The organism is Dyadobacter bucti (assembly GCF_005869225.1).
GTDB classification, from domain to species: Bacteria; Bacteroidota; Bacteroidia; order Cytophagales; family Spirosomataceae; genus Dyadobacter; species Dyadobacter bucti.
This window is the reverse complement of the sequence record NZ_SWFP01000005.1, coordinates 264,382-281,250: the sequence shown is the minus strand read 5'-3', so window position 1 is coordinate 281,250 and position 16,869 is coordinate 264,382. Positions and strand designations below refer to the sequence as shown.

Genomic DNA, 16,869 nt, shown 5'->3' with positions numbered 1-16,869 from the left:
GTTTTTAGGAACGATATGGCTTGTGCTTTGCCTCAACCAGCGACGAAAAAAGCGATAGTTCCAAATTTTGCTCTGAGTTAAATCTTACTCGACTTATTACGCAGGTAAAAGTCTGCAAGCACGAGAGCAGCCATTGCTTCCACTATGGGCACCGCCCTCGGCACTACACACGGATCATGCCTTCCTTTCCCCTGAACGATTGCAACATCGCCATGCTGGTCAACACTCTCCTGATCCTGCATGATCGTTGCCACAGGCTTAAAAGCCACTTTAAAATAGATATCCTCACCATTCGAAATGCCCCCTTGTATACCTCCTGAATGATTGGTCCTTGTATGCACTTCTTCCTTTTCGTCTATATAAAAAGCGTCATTATGTTGAGAACCGAGCATCGTAACCCCTTCAAAGCCGCTTCCATACTCGAATCCTTTCACAGCATTTATACTTAACATCGCTTTTCCAAGATCCGCGTGCAGCTTGTCAAAAACCGGCTCACCCCATCCCGCAGGGGCACCAGTGATCACGCAGTTTACAACTCCGCCAACAGAGTCCCCTTGTTTCCTGATGCCATCAATATAATCAAACATCTGCTCAGCAATATCAGGATCCGGGCAGCGTACTGCGTTAGTCTCCGTTATGGACAAATCCAGCTCAGTATATTGTTTATCAACTTTCAAAGTGCCAACCTGCGAAACATAAGCCTGAACATTTACTCCAAGCTTAGCAAGTAAAAGCTTGGCCACCGCACCAGCGGCAACCCGGGCGGCAGTTTCACGGGCAGAGCTTCTTCCACCTCCCCTGTAATCACGGACACCGTACTTCACCTGATAGGTATAATCAGCATGCGAAGGCCGGAACTGAACTGCTATGTGGGAATAATCCTTGCTCCGCTGATCTTCATTTCTTATAATCAGAGCAATCGGCGTCCCGGTAGTTTTGCCTTCAAATACACCAGAAAGGACCTCGAACTCGTCTGCTTCTTTTCTTTGGGTCGTAATCCGTGACTGCCCGGGTTTTCTTCTCGTCAATTCATGCTGTATGAAATTCGGATCAAAGTCAACGCCGCCCGGGCAGCCTTCTATGATCACTCCTATACCCACGCCGTGCGACTCTCCGAACGTGGCGATTTTAAATATCTTTCCGAATGTGCTTCCCATTAAATTCCTACTTTCTGAATACCCAGATCATCACCAATAACAATACAATCACTATTGCATTGGTTGCGTCTTTTAAAATTTGTTTAAAATCAATAGTCTCCTTGCTGCTGTCCAGGTTTTCCAGATTATCATAAAGTCCTGATGATCCGCTGAGCGAAAAATTGGCCAGTTTGTAGTCTTCTCCCTTCACCTGCAGTTTCCTGGATGATCTCAGTGTATCATATTTTTCAGTCTCCGAGTTGAAGTAAATCCACTGAAAATACCTGGCAAGAGAAAAGTCACCATCCTTTCTTGGAACAACAAAGTAATCAAAAGTTTTCTCCCCGATCACATTCTGATAACTTCTTTTAATAACCTGGCTCACTTCTGGCGGATAGATATCGAACGACGAATTGGCTTGAATCACTGGCGGTGAAATAGCAGCGATGTTTCCCGTTCCCTCAACCTTGAACATATAGCGTACACTTTCGCCGGGATACACCAGCTCGCTAGATAGCTTTTCTTTCAGACTGTACAAACCTACGGCCACCTGATCACGAAGCGGATGGTTCGGCAGTTGTTTGACCAATACCGTCGAGGCTTTGGACTTAAAAGTCTTGACAACCTTCCTCTCAACATTGACTGCATTGCTGTTATCCACAACCAACATATCCAAAGATATGGACGGTAAAACGATATTGTCGGAAGTGATAGGAAACAATCTGGACTGGTACATATTGTATTCCGTGTAGGCGTTACCACGGATTTTGACTTTCCGCCTTACGATTTCTTCCAAACCGACATTTTCTTCCCAGCAGTTAACCGGCCTGACTTTTTTCAGGATTGATTGAAGTTGTCTGTTGAACTGGTAGAATTCCATCTCTACAGGCGCATCTTCTGAGATATAAAGAGAAATCCTTAATGCAAACCCCTGTCGTATGTAGACACTCTTTTTATCGGTCTGAACGGATAGAAAAATCCCTTCATTAATATCCTCTATATCCGCCTCCAGCCCTTCATTTTCAATGGTAGCAGCATCAGCTCCGTCTAGGTTACCTTGTGAAAAGACTACCATGGTTTCTTCTGATTTTAAACGAACACCATACACAGTGATCACAAATTCCGGGATCAAATAGTTGCCAGCCTTTGAAGCAAAATACTCCTGGCTAATTGTTTGGAGAACAATTTTCTTACCGTCCACAGTGCTAATCGTACTTGTAGCCGATTTACTTCGCTTTTCTAGTCCATTTATTTCGGGAAAGATAATGGAAGGTCTGGATTCAGCGTTACTAAGAACAACAGATATAACGAAAGGCTGGTCCAGAGAAAGTGTTTTTGATCCGAATTCGATACTAATGTTTTCGTCAACTCCCTGAGCATGACACGTACCAAAAAAACACAAAATAATATTCGTTAACGCATATATTTTAAACAAATATTTCGTTAACTTTATTTGGAATTGCCCTGAGCGAGGAGCTCTTCTCATATTCCCACTATACATTTATTCATGTTCCTAAACCACAAAACTACATAATACTATGGCCTCGATGCTTGAATACATTAAAATTATTCTGCAAAAAGTTAGCTTCGACCGCAGATTATTTGAAAAGGAATTAAAAAAAGCAATTCGTATGTTGATGCCCGCCGAGGTAAAACGTTTAAGGCAATGGTGTTATGATCATTACAGCACAGTACATCTTCCTGTATTGAATAACTGTTTCGCACGTATTTCTTCCGTAGAACAATAATCAAGTTTCATAATTGTGATAAAATTAAAGCCGTCCGGGAAATTCCCTGACGGCTTTAATTTTAGCTTATGCGTGTAATCTATTTTTTCTTAGGGGCAGTAGTTGCTGTTTTTCCGGCAGCGGGCTCAGTAGGAGCTACCGCTAGACCCAATGCTTCTTTCGCAGATGCATTATCCGGATCAACTTTTAACAGCTTCTCCCAATACTCTTTCGCCTTCGCCTGGTCATTCAAAGTTGTCTGAGCATGGAACGCCAAATAGCTATATGCCAATTTCAGATAGGATTTATATTTGCTCGGGTCAGGATCTTTTTCCGCGAGTTCTGTCAATTTCAGATAATACGGGGCTGAGATACCTTTGTCCACATTTTCCTGTCTGTCGTATGCATTGTACAGCGTACTCGCTCTCCAATAATATCCATAGGGCCAGTCAGGAAGCTTTTGAGTAACAATTGCAAAAATAGAATCAGCTTTCAGATACAAGCCCTTTTTTATAGTCGCAATTTTAGCACTGTCAGCAAAATTGGAATCAGCAGCTGTAGGAATTATATAAGTTTGAGCCGATTGGAAATTAGCCAAACCTGTGTAATAATAATCGTTGGCGCTGGCCTTGGCAGTATCCAATTGAATGCCTTTTTCATAAGTTTTGGCAGCATTGGGAAAATCCTTCGCTGCGTAATACAGGGCTGCAACTTCTTTGTAGGTTTCTGCAGCTTCTGTTTTGCTGGTATCCATATCAGCACCCTTCAAAATGTAGCTTACACCGGTCGAATCATAGCCCTTTCCATCTGTTACTTTTTGATTATATGCACGTCCCAGATATTTGTAGTCATCACCAATAATCTTCTCCGGAGCTACTTTTATAAACTCAGTCAGGCTTTGGATCGCTTTGTCTGCCTCATTGGTTTTAAAATATGACCAACCGTACATACGCAACGTAATGGGATTGTTTATTTTGCCTTTGATCTCTTCAAGTAGTTGCAGAGATTTAGCATAGTCGTCTGCAGTAAAAGCAAACTGAGCCGCACGTAACTTCATTTCTGGATCAGTAGTACCGCTTTTTTGGATATAAAGGTCAAAATTCTCCGCCGCCTGCTTGAATTTCTGTGCCCAGAAATATAACTCTGCCAAATCTTTGTACGCAGGTGCGAAGTTTGCGTCAGCATCAATAGCTTTTTTATAGTTTTCCAGCGCAAGATTATAATTTTTCCCCCTCAGGTAAATTTGCCCTATTGCATTATGAGCTGCCGGATAGTTTGGTTTAGCAGTTAATGCATATTCGTAAGCAGTTACAGCTGCACCACCTTCGTTACGAAGCATGAGCGCATCTCCCTTTGCAAGATAAGCATCGGCAAGATTTTTGTCTCTTTTAATCGCCTCGTCCAAAAGCCTGATTGCCTCAGCAGGGTCGTTTTGTTTTTCAAACAAAGTGTAAGCTTCGCCGATTCTGAACAAAACCTCAGCATCCTTTTTCTTTTTCTTTTCGGCCTCGTCAAAAAGCTCCTTAGCCTTAGCTCGCTCACCCTTCGCCAACGCAACGGTACCTACACCGACCTGATTCAAATATGATTTATCATCAATTTGCAACCCTTTTTCGAATGCTTTCTGGGCTTCATCAAGTTGGTTAGTCTTAATATAATAGTAACCAAGATAATACTGGTTGTCAGCAGATGGACTACCTTCAGCGAGCTTTTTGAATAAATCCCCCGCCTCAGTGTAACGCTCTCCGTGTATTAATGCTAAGCCATCCTGAGTCGTTTGTGCGTGTAAGTTTACAAACGCCAATAAACCAAATACAAGTGCTACTACTTTCATTCTCATGTTTCTGTTCATTTTTTACCCGGTTAATGTAATGATAAAAAATTTGGCTTTTCAATAACAAGCTCCAAATCTAATAAATTGTTTAAGTCCACTAAAAATTTTGCCCCGTAGTAATCTCCAATTCTCTGGGATAGGGTACCGTTGGCAGCAATCCCATCTTTTGAATTATCAATCCACCGACATCCCGCGCGATGTAGGTCATTAATCCCCCGCCTAATCCGGAATAACCTTCACGACTAATGATATATAAGTCTCTAAACAAAGGATATCTTTTAAATTCAAGCCCTCCTTGAAAGGGCTGAATATACTCGGACAACGCAGCAGGATCTGCTTTTTGAGCAACACCCAGTACATGGATTCCCTTAGATAGTTCTTCGGATGCCAGGGAATGCCCATCGCTAATCCAGCTAACACCTATAAAACCCAGGTGCAGTGGGTTATCTCTGACGTCCTTTATCACATTTTCGTTCGATCCGGCTGAGATAATACGTAACTTCTGGATGTCTTTGATCTGGAACTTATTGAGAACATAATTCAAGTTGCTCGCATTGGCCTGATCAAAAACGAGGGTGATCAAACCTTTTTGATTTCCTCCCGTCAGCTGTGACCAATCTGTAACTTTTCCCTCAAGAATCAACTTTAACTCAGGTATTGTGATCAGACTGTCCGAATTGGTTCTACTTATCACAAGTGCCAGCCCGTCGGTAGCAATGTGTTGAAATTTCTGGGTTCCTTTTTGTTTCCTGATTATCTCAAGTTCTTTTTCATTGAGTTGCCGGGTTGAAAAAATGATCCTGGCACTGTCCTGCAACAACTGTCTGATAGCCTCTTGCTCCGGCTTATAGTCTATCTTGAAATGTGCATTAGGATAAATCCCCTCGTAGGCATTGGTCAAAGCATTTACCAACGGTTTAAAAGATTCGTCCGAAGCCACAGTAATAGTGCCTTGTCTCGGGTTATCAAGATTACCAGAAGTGCTCGTGCAGCCGAAAAAGCCCAATAAATATATAAAAAACAAAAAGCTTACCAACGAAAATTTCATGACTCCTCCTGATTTCTTCTTCTCCAAACCCTGTAACCTCTATAGGCCCCGTATAAAATAAGCGTGCCAGCAAATGCGTACCTGGGCATACTGCCAACAGGGAATAATTTAAAAGACAAGGAGGAGAGGATCAAAAAGACCCCTCCTCCTATGTATGTCAGAGCCATTAACACAGAGGTTAGATCACCGATCTTCTCATGCAATGGTTTTTCCCTCATGAGCTTACTCCAATTGGAAATTAATGGGCAGGTTGTATTTTACACGAACTGCACGTCCCGACTGCTTTCCAGGTTTCCACTTTGGCATTGCTTTCACAACCCTGATGGCCTCTTCATCGCAACCAAAACCCAATCCTTTCAAAACAGCCACATCCTGTATACTTCCATCCGTGTTAACAACGAAGGACATGAAAACCCTTCCCGAAACGTTAGCACGGGATGCTGCACTCGGATACTTGATATTCTTACCCAGGTACTTATACATTTCCGCCGTTCCTCCTGGAAATTCAGGTTGCTGCTCAACAACAGTAAAGACTTTCTCCGGCTCGGGAGCTGCTTCAACAACAGTACCTTTACTTGGAGCGGCTACTGCCTCAGGAGCGACAATAATCTCATTTGCATTAGGATCTCCTTCTACTGTTTTATCAGCAACAACGGCTTCTTTGATTTCTTCCACTGTTGGAGGTGGTACTTCTTCTGGTACCTCTTCATCCTTTTTAACCTCAGGCGGCAAGAACTTCACTGTATTCACCTTTGGTTGTTCCACTGGTGGTGGTGGCGGTGGTGGTGGTTCTGCCGGGTCAATTGGCGGCGGTGGTATTTTCATCAAATCCACTTCGACCATTACTTCTTCTTCTTCCTGACCAGCTGTCAATTTATTAATAATTGACGGTGTAAACATTGCAAGAACAAAAAGAGCAGCTCCGATCAACGTGGCCTTCGTCACATCAGCACGATATCCCTGACGAAGTGAAAATGCTCCGTACGCCTTATTACGATTAGCGAACACTATATCATCAAGTGTCGCATTCGGGCCTATTTCTGCCATGGCGCTTTGAATTAGTTGTTGTTAAAATTAATTTTTAGGCACTATTTTATCGCCAAGGAGCTTCTTTTCTGAATCAGTCAGAGTCTCCACAAGCGCGTACCTTTTAGATTTTGTAATAGCCATCTCATCCAGTACGTCTACCATATTTTTATATGTAGAAACTGCTGTCGGCTTGATTACCACCACAAAAGGGTCATTACCTTTTTCATCCTTTGGATTTGCTGCGTTAATACGTTTCGCAGAAGCAAAAATTACACTTCTCAAATCGAAACCGTAACGTGTTGTTTTCAAAGACGCCTCCGCCTTATCGTCATCTGCAGCTACTCCATCGAGATAATACACATCATCGTTGGCTCCCATAAACAGAGTAAGCACTTTCGATGCCTTCAACGGTTCGGTTTTTTCCTGGTCTTGGTCATCCGTTTTATCAGGCACTGCCAACGTCATGGATGTTGGCTTAGACATAGTAGTCGCGAGCATGAAAAAAGTAATGAGCAAAAATCCAAGGTCCACCATCGGAGTCATGTCCACACGGGTGGACATTTTCTTGGCCCGAACCTTACCGTCGCCTTTGCCATGCCCACCACCACCGGATTCTTCAATTGCTGCCATTTTTTCTTCTTATTAAAAATGATCCTTTTTGTTAAAAAACTACTCGTTTGTGTAGCCAGCAGGCGCTTGTTCACTACCTGTGATTAGGTTGAACTTGTTAATGTTTTGCGACTGCAGATTAGCCAGAACATCTTTGAACACCGGGAACTTAGAAAGGTTATCGCCCTTTAAAGCGATTCTCAACTGGTTATCAGCTTTACGTGCTGCATAAACCCAGTCAGCCAATTCACTGGCACCTGTTGAATCAACAGGAATACCTGGCTGCTTAACCTGCGGCATCTGTTCTTTGGACATGTTCAACCAAGGTTTCAATTGGTTCAACGGGAATCCAAAGCTTGTCTGCAACGAAAATTTCGCCTTCTCGGTGTCAGTGAACGTAATCCCTTTCGCTTGTCCGATGTTATCCAACATGGCAGCCCTTACAGGTTTTGCATCCACTCCAAAGAATACCTTGCCCGCTTTGTCAATACTAATGACCATAATGTGATCATCCGGAACTTTGATCTGCGAAATAGAAGACGGAGTTGTAATCTCCGCTTCATTCGACTTGAAAGTAGCCGTCATGATAAAGAACGTCAATAGTAAGAACGCTACGTCGGTCATCGCTGTCATATCCGTATGCGGCGCGTGCTTCTTAGGTCTTACCTTTCCCATAACAAATATATAAGTTTTTTGTATATTAACGAAACTTGCATATTAAATAGTTCACGAAACGTGAAACTATTAATAATGTGCAGCAAAGTTTGACTGAAGGCTCATGCCAATTTCGTCAATGCTGTAAGTAAGATCGTCAACACGGCTGTTAAGATAAGCGTATGAAATTGTTGCGATTGCAGAAGTACCGATACCAAGTGCCGTATTGATAAGGGCCTCAGAGATACCAGTTGCAAGAGCAGCAGAGTCAGGAGAACCTGATGTACCCAAAGCCGCGAACGCCTTGATCATACCAATTACCGTTCCAAGAAGTGCAAGAAGTGTAGATGCACCCGCAAGTGTTGCGATAATTGTAAGGTTTTTCTGAAGCATTGGAAGTTCCAAAGTAGTAGCTTCTTCGATTTCTTTCTGAAGAGCCGCCAATTTTTGCTCTTTGTCAAGTGCAGTTTCAGTTGTTAACTGCTTATATTTCAAAAGACCTGCCTTCACAACATTTCCCACAGATCCTTTTTGTCTGTCACATTCTTTGATAGCTTCTTCGATTTGATTCTTGTCGAGAAGATTTCTCAACTTACGAACGAATGAATCGATGCTACCTGAACCTGACGCTTTGTTTAAAGTGATCAGACGCTCGATTGTAAATGTCAACACGATCAGGAAACAAGTCATCAAAATTGGTACGATAGGACCTCCTTTGTAAACGATTCCGTAGTAATCACCATCGATCGGGCCTTTTGCGTGATCGCCGTCTTTAAAGTGTTCCGGAGCTCCCAGAACGAAAATGTAAACAGCTAATGCAATCGCAAATAGTAGAGGGATTACCAATGCCGGGTTCAAACCGCCTTTGCCTTTTGTTGCTGCCGCAGCAGGCTTTGGAGCTGGTGCCGGACTTGTAGCTTTCTTTTCCATCAGACTTACTTTTAAAGGTTAAATTGAGATTTTGGTTGTGAATTAAATAAAACTTTTGGTTTAAACTGGATTTGGTAAAATAAAATTTTGGTGGCAATCTTGGATTGTCGACTTCTACAAAAGTATGAGTTTTCCTTTTAAAAAAAAGCAAGCTTTTCCGCAGTTTTTTTGTCCCATTTCTTTAAAAGAAAAATACAAATTGCATAATTTTAAGAATCAACTCCCTACTATTTTAAAAACAATTCTTAATTTAATACTGATTACTAGCCATATATCAGCCTGTGGCGAACTTATACATAATTGTACTCTTTTTGACAAAATCTACCATCATGTTTTTTATTCCCAGCATTGTATTCCAAAATATTCCAATTTTAGCATAGAAAAGCAAATATTATTTTTCTCCTACTATTAAGCCGGATAAGAATTTTAAGATTTAGATAAGGATTTCTAACAACTTCATCGGAATCCCGTCTCCATCAGCCTAGAATTTACCACCACAAACCGCTCCCGCAATCGCACTTATTTGACTTTGTGCCCAAATTCCGGATTAGAATTGCAAAAATCCGGTAATTTTGGTTTTCAATTTAGTAAGGAAGATTAACTTAATAAATTCTTAACACATGAAAATCGATCAGGAATCTCTTAAAAAAATTGCCAACCTTGCCCGCCTGGAGATAAAACCTGATGAAGAGGATGCATTGCTTGCGAGCATGGATTCTGTACTCACATGGATGGACCAATTGAATGAAATCAACACCGAAGGCGTCGAGCCGCTGACGCATATTATGGATGAAGTGAATAACTGGAGAGAAGATGTGGGCGTAAACAGCCTGACCCGCGAAGAAGCGCTTGCCAATGCGCCAGCGAAAAATGATACCTATATAATGGTACCTAAGGTCATTGAGTAAGGATAGGACACTTTGCCCTATGTCTCAACATTTGATCTCAAATACATCCGCGTCGAGGAATGCTGGGAAGGATTGCCGGTAGGATACCAGGTCCGGCTTGGAAAGGTGAGTGATCTTTTCAGTCTCATGATCTGCCAGCATACATATAGGTTCCCCCAAATAATCAACCGCAGCCGAATCTCCCTGGTATCGGATTCCATTTCCGTCCGTACCGATTCGGTTTACGCCTATCACGTAACTTTGGTTTTCAATAGCCCGTGCTTTTAAAAGGGTATTCCAGGCATGTGCGCGGCGGGATGGCCAGTTTGCTACATATATAAGGATATCGTAAGGTTCAGACGCCGAATTCCTGCTCCACACAGGAAATCGCAGATCATAGCAAACCAGCGGACAGATTTTCCATCCCTTCCATTCTATGATCAGCTTCGATTCCCCGGGTGTGTAGGTTGCATGCTCCTCCCCCATCCTGAAAAGGTGGCGCTTGTCATTTTGCTGATAAATACCGTCGGGTTTTACGCAGAGCAACCTGTTGTAGAATTTCCCATTTTCTTTTACGGCGAAGCTGCCAACAATCAAAGCATTGCTACTGGCTGCAATCTGCTTCAACCATTTTGTAGTGGTGAAATTCATCGGCTCAGCCACCTGCGTATTCATTGTAAATCCTGATGTAAACATTTCAGGAAGTACAATGATATCGGCTGGCCCGGGAAGAGCGGCAATTTTTTCTTCCAGTGCAGACAGGTTCGCAGTTACGTCCTCCCAATAAAGGTCTGTTTGAATTAAAGCTACAGAAAGCTCCTCGTGAAATTGTCCTTCAAACATACTATTCAAAATTTTTAACCTGCGCTTTTCTTACTTTCTGCCTGGGAAACGCATTTTATAGTCTGCATCGACGTTCCCTTTGGAAATATCGGTCAGTTTCTTTTTGATAAACTGCTTTTTCAGGGTCGGCAAATAATCTACAAACAGCTTCCCGAGTAAATGATCATACTCATGCTGAATAATTCTGGCAGCCATACCCGAATATTCCTCTTCGTATTCATTCCAGTCGGTATCGCGGTAACGGATCTTCAGTCTTTCAGGCCTGTAAACATCGCCGCGAATTCCTGGTATGCTCAGGCACCCTTCTTCAAATGCCCACTCCTCCCCATTTTCTTCAAGTATCTCAGGATTAATAAATGTCTTTTTAAAATCGACCAGGGACAAATCCGGCTCATCATCCTCATCATCGTCTTTTTCGCTGAAAGGTGTTCCGTCCACCACAAAAACACGAATATTCAGACCAATTTGGGGAGCAGCCAGTCCAACCCCGTTTGCAGAATGCATGGTAGCGAACATATCCTCCGAAAGCTTTTTAAGGTCAACCTCGTCTTTTTCTATGAATCGTGTCGGCTTTCTGAGTATGGGGTCACCGTATGCTACTATAGGATAAATCATTTTACTTGTAACTTGTTATAATTGGTTTTTAAAACAGTATTTTGTTTCTGCATCTTACGCCCCAGGTTATCGCATGCCCTCCATATATGATTGCAGGATAATCGTAGCACTTATTTTGTCAATATTACCTTTGTCCCTTCTGTCGCTTTTTTTGGAGCCTGCTGCGATCATCGACTGCAATGCCATCTGAGAAGTAAAACGCTCATCGTGCTCATGAACAGGGATACCCGGAAATCCTTTTTTCAGGGTTTTAATAAATGATACCACACGGGCGGCATTATCGCTTTCGGTGTTGTCAAGCCGCTTTGGCATTCCTATTACAAAGGTCTGTACGTCTTCACTCAGGCAATATTTCTTTAAAAATTCCATCAAGTCGTGCGTACGGACGGTTTCCAACGCAGTGGCTATGATCTGCAATGGGTCTGTAACAGCTATCCCGCAACGTTTTGCCCCATAGTCGATAGCCAAAATACGTGACATCTGTTCATAAATTATGTTAATAATTTGCAAAGATAAGACCTTTCATGTAGCTTTTCCCGATTGCACAATGCGATAATAGATTTTGATACACGCATGACAGATATAAGATTATCTTTGCCCCATGATTGAAAAGCGCTGGATACACCACCCTGAATTTACCTCCGATCAACAACAAGCTGCTCAGGAACTTGCCGAAAGTTTGAAAGTTACCGAATACTTGGCAACCCTTTTGGTGCAGCGTGGAATTTCCGATTTCGAACAATCACGCCAATTTTTCCGTCCCGAATTCTCACAATTGCATGATCCTTTTTTAATGAAGGACATGAAGCCCGCTGTCGAAAGAATCAACAAGGCTATTGCTAACGGCGAGAAAATTCTGATTTACGGTGATTATGATGTCGACGGAACTACTTCGGTAACGTTGTTCTATGGTTTTTTAAGAAAAATCTATGACCGGCTCGATTACTATATACCTGACCGGTATGTCGAGGGGTACGGGGTATCGTGGCAAAGTATTGACTGGGCTGCGGAAAACGGTTTTACCTTGATCGTAACACTCGATTGTGGCATCAAATCTGTGGACAAGGTAATGGCCGCAGCTGAAAGGGGAATCGATTTTATAATATGTGATCACCACCGGCCCGGTGACGAGCTTCCTCCGGCAGCAGCAGTGCTTGACCCGAAACGCATCGATTGTGAATATCCTTATAAGGAGCTTACCGGCTGTGGCGTAGGGTTCAAACTATTGCAGGCGTTTTGCATCGATCGGCAAATAGACCAGGAAGCACTCTTTGATTACCTTGATTTACTGGTTGTCAGCATAGCTTCGGATATCGTTCCGATCACCGGTGAAAACAGGATACTGGCTTTCTACGGTTTGAAGAGATTAAATGCCTCCCCGAGATCGGGAATTAAGGCATTGATCGAAATCGCAGGAATCACGGGCACGCTGGATATTACGAATGTAGTTTTTGGACTGGGACCAAGGATCAATGCAGCAGGCCGGATCAAACACGCAAAAGAGGCGGTAAAACTATTGCTTTCTGAGGTAGAAGAAGAAGCTGCCGAATTTGCTCAGGAAATCAACAAACATAACAGCGAGCGCAGGAACTTCGATTCGAGCATTACCGAGCAGGCTCTTTTCATGATCGAGAACGACGATTGGTTTGCCAATGCAAAAAGTACCTTATTATATAAGGAAGACTGGCACAAAGGAGTGATCGGGATTGTGGCAAGCCGCTGCATCGAAAAATACCACCGTCCGACTATTATTCTGACGTTATCTCATGGCAAAGCCACCGGTTCTGCGCGGTCTGTGCCGGGCTTCGATGTGTATGAAGCTATTGAAGAATGTGCAGACCTTCTTGAGCAATACGGAGGCCATACTTTTGCAGCCGGACTGACTTTACCCCTGGACAACCTCGAAGCATTTAAAATCCGCTTCAACGAAATCGTTAGCAGCAGGATATTGCCTGATCAGCTCATACCGATGATCAACATTGACATGTTGCTGGACCTGGACTCGCTTTCTCCGAAGTTTTACAATATACTTCGTCAGATGGGGCCTTTCGGTCCGGGAAACATGACCCCTGTATTTGAAAGCCGGAACCTGTCTATTGCAGGAAAGCCGGTTATCATGAAGGAAAAGCATATCAAATTTGATGTGAGGCAAAATGGATCGCCGACTTACACGGCAGTCGGTTTCGGAATGGCGCAATTTTATCCGGATTTGGTCAACGGACGTCCGTTTTCAATATGCTATACACTGGAAGAAAATAACTTTCGTGACAAAAAAACGTTACAGCTTTCTTTAAAGGATATAAAGCTTCACTGATTTGATCCGGAGATTGATTACTCAATTGAAAAATGATACTTAGAACAGAAAACCTGGTAAAAAAATACGGTGCCCGCCTTGTCAACAACAACGTGAGCTATCAGGTTGAGCAGGGCGAAATTGTAGGTTTGCTGGGTCCGAACGGAGCCGGAAAAACCACGTCCTTTTATATGGCTGTCGGTTTGGTAAAACCCAACAGCGGAAAAGTTTATCTGGACGACCGGGACATTACCAGCCTTCCGATGTACAAGCGTGCAAGGCTCGGACTTGGTTATCTTGCGCAGGAGGCCTCCGTTTTCCGGTCTTTAACGGTTGAAGAAAACATACTGGCGGTACTGGAAATGACCGACCTATCCAGGTACGACCAAAAGCTAAAGGTTGAAGAGCTGCTGGAAGAATTTCACTTATCCCACGTCAGAAAAAGCAAAGGAATGGTTTTGTCGGGAGGTGAGCGCCGCAGGACCGAGATTGCGCGGTCACTGGCCGTGGATCCTAAGTTTATTCTACTGGATGAGCCTTTCGCCGGCGTAGACCCGATTGCAGTGGAGGATATCCAGAGTATCGTCGCCAAGCTAAAACATAAAAATATCGGGATACTGATCACTGACCATAATGTAAACGAAACATTGTCGATTACCGACAGGGCATATCTGTTATTTGAAGGGAAAATTCTGAAACAGGGTACCGCCGAAGAATTGGCAGAAGACGAAGTTGTAAGAAGGGTTTATCTCGGACAGAATTTCGAGCTTAAAAGAAAAGTTTAGATATTTGCGCTCCAGAATAGAAAAGGGAACGCTCAGCGGCACTCCCCCTCTTACAATTATTCACCATGAACTGTAATTATTGACCTGAGAGAGCAGCAATTGCTCTCTTTTATTTTTTAGGGCATTTCTTACAATGCTTACCCTTCTTTTTATATTTTTCACAGCATTTCTTAAAAATGCACTCCGAGTTATCACTGAGCGATTTTAACCAGAAACCATTCTGGTCCAAAACTGTTTCATGTTCATTCAATCCAAAAGCACTCATCCGTTCTGTTTATAGCCTCCGCAAAAGTAGCACCTATTTAGAATCATTCAAAAGTTTTTTATCAATTATTTTGAACAAATCTAAATAGAGCAAAAAAATAAGTAGTATGCTGATTGCATAAGTTGCTAATTTGACTCATATTTGCAACGATGTTGCATAAAATCGTTCTTGAATCAGAATGAAAATAGCCGTTCTCCTCTTCCTGCTGGTGACAGGGTTCATCTCTGCTGGTCCGGCAGTTACTCATATCGATTGGAAAAAACTATCTGACGTAAGATTCACCAAAAAATTAAACAAGGAAGTAAGTATGTATTTCCTGTACCCGACATTTGGACAAACCGTGAGGAACCTTCAAAATAAAGAGGTACAGATCAAAGGCTATATGATACCTGTGGATGAAACAGAAAATATCTATGTCTTATCTTCCCAGCCGATGGCCGCATGTTTCTTCTGCGGCGGTGCCGGACCCGAGTCGATTATAGAATTGCAGTTTAAAAACCGTAGAAGAAAATTCAAAACGGACGAGGTAAAGAATGTCCGCGGAATGTTGCAGCTCAACAACAACGATATCGAGCATCTCAACTATATACTGAAAAATGCCGAAGTAGTGGAATGATCCGGTGATACTGCTTATCTTATTTTCTCCCAGATTTCGTGAATAGGCTTTCCATCGCTGCTTTTTCCACTGTGGTCCCATCGGCCGTTTTCCAGTTTATGATCAAATTTCAATATCGACCCCACCCGGTTGTTATCTTTTGAAAAAAACTGAATATTCTCAGAATATTTGCCGTTCTGAGCTGTATAAGTGCCTCCGCCAGTTGCATAAAAACCTTTCACCGCCGGATCTATCGCAAACCATTGAAACCTCGTTCCGGACAAGAGCTTAAGTGTTTTTCTTGTCCCTTCCTGATGAATTTTGACCAGATCGCCCTCCCCTCCGGACGCGCGCTCTGTTATATGCCAGGCTCCCGCCATTGGCGAATCCCCTTTATCAATCCGCATCCATACCATTGCTTCTTCATATCTGAGCGTCAGGATGTCATCTTTAACGGTAACTGTGAAAACAATCGGGAGCCCGATCTTGGCCGTATCAGCAGAATTAAATTCCGGCGTATAGGTCATCTGATCCCCGCTCATCGTGAACGGCCCGCCTTCTGCCCTTTCGAAATATTTGTTTCCAACACTATATGACGCAATGGAAAGGTAATTATCTGCAACGATCAATGTAGAGGTGCTTCCCGTTGGCTCCTGCGATTTCCACGCACCTTTGGGCACTTGTGCAAAAACAGTAGCCTGTACAATTAGAAAAATTACAGCCGATAGATATTTCATAGCATTCTGGTTTGGTCAAAATTAGCGGCATCAAAATTATGCCAAATAAAAAACTCATTCATTTATAAATTATGCCCTTTTGAATAATTCCCCAGTTCTCAAACTGCTATCTCAATACTTCCCTAAGTACTTCCAGCGATTTGATTTCCCCAAGAGAATCTATGTGTATTTTGTAAAAGACGAGTAACTTTTCCAGGATCTGAATCCGGCGGTTCCTGTCCAGAGCAACTTCAACCCCATACTCATACATCAATAGGCGATCGGCAGCATTCATTTCAATGGGATCGGAGACCAATGGATAGCGGTTTTGTTTCAATTCGTTTTCCAGATCCTGAATGGTTTCTATCCCAAATCCAAGATAGGCAGCAAGCTGCATCAGAAACTGAATATGAAAATTTTCAAACGACTTGCCAGCCTCATCAAGAAACAACACTGAATCCTCAATAAATTGAAACAATGGTTGATTACTTTCTTCCTCACGTAAAGTCTTACCCAGGATCTCGGTAACAAAAAGTGCCAGGCTCGACTTCATCACATCATAAGGCAAAGTCTGAAACGGCGCGTAACATTTGATTTCAGAGATCCGGTGAACCGTGTCATCCTTGTTTTTATGGTACACGACCATATCAAGCAAAGTCAGCGGCTGAAAAAGGGCTATTCTATTGGTCTTCGATTTGCTGCTTCTTACTCCGTTGACTATATATGTTTGTATGCCAAATACTTCCGTATAAATCTTCGCTATAATCGAAGACTCGCGGTAACGAATGTAACTTAATGCGACACCACGGGTTTTATGTAACATTTTTGTTTTTTTGGCTAATTGTCAAAAATAACCATCATCTGCTACAATCTGCCATGATATGAAGTTATAAAAATCCTGAG

The 16,869-nt window shown here is 42.7% G+C and carries 18 protein-coding genes; 5 read left to right on the top strand and 13 right to left on the bottom strand.

Annotation, left to right across the window (positions count from 1 at the left end; translation table 11 throughout):
- Positions 1-77: 77 nt before the first annotated feature.
- Positions 78-1,157 (bottom strand): chorismate synthase, encoded by a 1,080-nt coding sequence (gene aroC / locus FBF61_RS17960; protein ID WP_138479752.1) that lies wholly within the window; start codon positions 1,155-1,157, stop codon positions 78-80.
- Between the two features lie 7 nt (positions 1,158-1,164).
- The gene (locus tag FBF61_RS17955) at positions 1,165-2,622 is read right to left on the bottom strand and encodes a BatD family protein (RefSeq protein ID WP_138479750.1); all 1,458 of its coding nucleotides are present in this window, start codon (positions 2,620-2,622) and stop codon (positions 1,165-1,167) included.
- A 52-nt stretch (positions 2,623-2,674) separates the two neighbouring features.
- Here FBF61_RS17955 and FBF61_RS35115 point away from each other — a divergent pair, with 52 nt between their 5' ends.
- A complete protein-coding gene (locus FBF61_RS35115; RefSeq protein WP_138479748.1) occupies positions 2,675-2,884 on the top strand; it encodes a hypothetical protein in 210 nt (69 codons plus the stop codon).
- A 79-nt stretch (positions 2,885-2,963) separates the two neighbouring features.
- Here FBF61_RS35115 and FBF61_RS17945 read toward each other — a convergent pair whose 3' ends face one another.
- The 6 genes from FBF61_RS17945 to FBF61_RS17915 form a co-directional block, all read right to left on the bottom strand.
- Positions 2,964-4,697, bottom strand: coding sequence for a tetratricopeptide repeat protein (locus FBF61_RS17945; RefSeq protein WP_229215110.1), 1,734 nt, complete (start codon positions 4,695-4,697; stop codon positions 2,964-2,966).
- A gap of 97 nt (positions 4,698-4,794) precedes the next feature.
- Complete coding sequence (locus FBF61_RS17940) at positions 4,795-5,745, bottom strand: substrate-binding domain-containing protein (RefSeq protein ID WP_138479744.1); 951 nt, start codon at positions 5,743-5,745, stop codon at positions 4,795-4,797.
- Positions 5,746-5,967: 222 nt separating this feature from the next.
- On the bottom strand, positions 5,968-6,792 hold the full coding sequence (locus FBF61_RS17930; RefSeq protein ID WP_138479740.1) for an energy transducer TonB: 825 nt from the start codon (positions 6,790-6,792) through the stop codon (positions 5,968-5,970).
- 27 nt (positions 6,793-6,819) lie between these two features.
- Complete coding sequence (locus tag FBF61_RS17925) at positions 6,820-7,404, bottom strand: ExbD/TolR family protein (protein ID WP_138479737.1); 585 nt, start codon at positions 7,402-7,404, stop codon at positions 6,820-6,822.
- Between the two features lie 39 nt (positions 7,405-7,443).
- Positions 7,444-8,058, bottom strand: a complete 615-nt coding sequence (locus FBF61_RS17920; RefSeq protein WP_138479735.1) for an ExbD/TolR family protein — start codon at positions 8,056-8,058, stop codon at positions 7,444-7,446.
- 69 nt (positions 8,059-8,127) lie between these two features.
- On the bottom strand, positions 8,128-8,967 hold the full coding sequence (locus tag FBF61_RS17915) for a MotA/TolQ/ExbB proton channel family protein (RefSeq protein WP_138479733.1): 840 nt from the start codon (positions 8,965-8,967) through the stop codon (positions 8,128-8,130).
- Between the two features lie 620 nt (positions 8,968-9,587).
- Between FBF61_RS17915 and gatC the strand changes: the two genes are divergently transcribed.
- Positions 9,588-9,875, top strand: coding sequence for an Asp-tRNA(Asn)/Glu-tRNA(Gln) amidotransferase subunit GatC (gene gatC / locus FBF61_RS17910; protein ID WP_138479731.1), 288 nt, complete (start codon positions 9,588-9,590; stop codon positions 9,873-9,875).
- A 24-nt stretch (positions 9,876-9,899) separates the two neighbouring features.
- On the opposite strand, the gene FBF61_RS17905 is transcribed toward gatC, so the two are convergent.
- The 3 genes from FBF61_RS17905 to ruvX all read right to left on the bottom strand — a co-directional run bounded on the left by FBF61_RS17905 (position 9,900) and on the right by ruvX (position 11,792).
- Positions 9,900-10,697 carry an amidohydrolase gene (locus FBF61_RS17905; protein ID WP_138479729.1) on the bottom strand — a complete coding sequence of 266 codons (798 nt, stop codon included), beginning with the start codon at positions 10,695-10,697 and terminating at the stop codon, positions 9,900-9,902.
- 30 nt (positions 10,698-10,727) lie between these two features.
- Positions 10,728-11,312, bottom strand: a complete 585-nt coding sequence (def, locus tag FBF61_RS17900; protein WP_138479727.1) for a peptide deformylase — start codon at positions 11,310-11,312, stop codon at positions 10,728-10,730.
- A gap of 66 nt (positions 11,313-11,378) precedes the next feature.
- The gene (gene ruvX / locus FBF61_RS17895; RefSeq protein ID WP_138479725.1) at positions 11,379-11,792 is read right to left on the bottom strand and encodes a Holliday junction resolvase RuvX; all 414 of its coding nucleotides are present in this window, start codon (positions 11,790-11,792) and stop codon (positions 11,379-11,381) included.
- 121 nt (positions 11,793-11,913) lie between these two features.
- Here ruvX and recJ point away from each other — a divergent pair, with 121 nt between their 5' ends.
- From recJ to FBF61_RS17880, 3 genes are all read left to right on the top strand, one after another.
- A complete protein-coding gene (recJ, locus tag FBF61_RS17890) occupies positions 11,914-13,626 on the top strand; it encodes a single-stranded-DNA-specific exonuclease RecJ (RefSeq protein ID WP_138479723.1) in 1,713 nt (570 codons plus the stop codon).
- 32 nt (positions 13,627-13,658) lie between these two features.
- Positions 13,659-14,390 (top strand): LPS export ABC transporter ATP-binding protein, encoded by a 732-nt coding sequence (lptB, locus tag FBF61_RS17885; RefSeq protein ID WP_138479721.1) that lies wholly within the window; start codon positions 13,659-13,661, stop codon positions 14,388-14,390.
- A gap of 443 nt (positions 14,391-14,833) precedes the next feature.
- On the top strand, positions 14,834-15,271 hold the full coding sequence (locus FBF61_RS17880; protein ID WP_138479719.1) for a DUF3299 domain-containing protein: 438 nt from the start codon (positions 14,834-14,836) through the stop codon (positions 15,269-15,271).
- Positions 15,272-15,285: 14 nt separating this feature from the next.
- Here FBF61_RS17880 and FBF61_RS17875 read toward each other — a convergent pair whose 3' ends face one another.
- Positions 15,286-15,987: a hypothetical protein gene (locus FBF61_RS17875; protein ID WP_138479717.1), complete on the bottom strand. Its 702-nt coding sequence runs from the start codon at positions 15,985-15,987 to the stop codon at positions 15,286-15,288.
- Between the two features lie 106 nt (positions 15,988-16,093).
- Positions 16,094-16,789, bottom strand: coding sequence for a DNA repair protein RecO (gene recO / locus FBF61_RS17870; RefSeq protein WP_138479715.1), 696 nt, complete (start codon positions 16,787-16,789; stop codon positions 16,094-16,096).
- Between the last annotated feature and the right edge of the window lie 80 nt (positions 16,790-16,869).

Excerpts from the sequence above, each read along its gene's own strand:
- FBF61_RS17880 (WP_138479719.1), top strand. The coding sequence starts at position 14,834 with ATGAAAATAGCCGTTCTCCTCTTCCTGCTGGTGACAGGGTTCATCTCT.
- FBF61_RS17915 (WP_138479733.1), bottom strand. The coding sequence starts at position 8,967 with ATGGAAAAGAAAGCTACAAGTCCGGCACCAGCTCCAAAGCCTGCTGCG.
- FBF61_RS17920 (WP_138479735.1), bottom strand. The coding sequence starts at position 8,058 with ATGGGAAAGGTAAGACCTAAGAAGCACGCGCCGCATACGGATATGACA.
- lptB (WP_138479721.1), top strand. The coding sequence starts at position 13,659 with ATGATACTTAGAACAGAAAACCTGGTAAAAAAATACGGTGCCCGCCTT.
- FBF61_RS17905 (WP_138479729.1), bottom strand. The coding sequence starts at position 10,697 with ATGTTTGAAGGACAATTTCACGAGGAGCTTTCTGTAGCTTTAATTCAA.
- FBF61_RS35115 (WP_138479748.1), top strand. The coding sequence starts at position 2,675 with ATGGCCTCGATGCTTGAATACATTAAAATTATTCTGCAAAAAGTTAGC.
- FBF61_RS17945 (WP_229215110.1), bottom strand. The coding sequence starts at position 4,697 with ATGAAAGTAGTAGCACTTGTATTTGGTTTATTGGCGTTTGTAAACTTA.
- ruvX (WP_138479725.1), bottom strand. The coding sequence starts at position 11,792 with ATGTCACGTATTTTGGCTATCGACTATGGGGCAAAACGTTGCGGGATA.
- FBF61_RS17875 (WP_138479717.1), bottom strand. The coding sequence starts at position 15,987 with ATGAAATATCTATCGGCTGTAATTTTTCTAATTGTACAGGCTACTGTT.
- FBF61_RS17930 (WP_138479740.1), bottom strand. The coding sequence starts at position 6,792 with ATGGCAGAAATAGGCCCGAATGCGACACTTGATGATATAGTGTTCGCT.
- FBF61_RS17940 (WP_138479744.1), bottom strand. The coding sequence starts at position 5,745 with ATGAAATTTTCGTTGGTAAGCTTTTTGTTTTTTATATATTTATTGGGC.
- FBF61_RS17925 (WP_138479737.1), bottom strand. The coding sequence starts at position 7,404 with ATGGCAGCAATTGAAGAATCCGGTGGTGGTGGGCATGGCAAAGGCGAC.
- recO (WP_138479715.1), bottom strand. The coding sequence starts at position 16,789 with ATGTTACATAAAACCCGTGGTGTCGCATTAAGTTACATTCGTTACCGC.
- FBF61_RS17955 (WP_138479750.1), bottom strand. The coding sequence starts at position 2,622 with ATGAGAAGAGCTCCTCGCTCAGGGCAATTCCAAATAAAGTTAACGAAA.
- gatC (WP_138479731.1), top strand. The coding sequence starts at position 9,588 with ATGAAAATCGATCAGGAATCTCTTAAAAAAATTGCCAACCTTGCCCGC.
- def (WP_138479727.1), bottom strand. The coding sequence starts at position 11,312 with ATGATTTATCCTATAGTAGCATACGGTGACCCCATACTCAGAAAGCCG.
- aroC (WP_138479752.1), bottom strand. The coding sequence starts at position 1,157 with ATGGGAAGCACATTCGGAAAGATATTTAAAATCGCCACGTTCGGAGAG.
- recJ (WP_138479723.1), top strand. The coding sequence starts at position 11,914 with ATGATTGAAAAGCGCTGGATACACCACCCTGAATTTACCTCCGATCAA.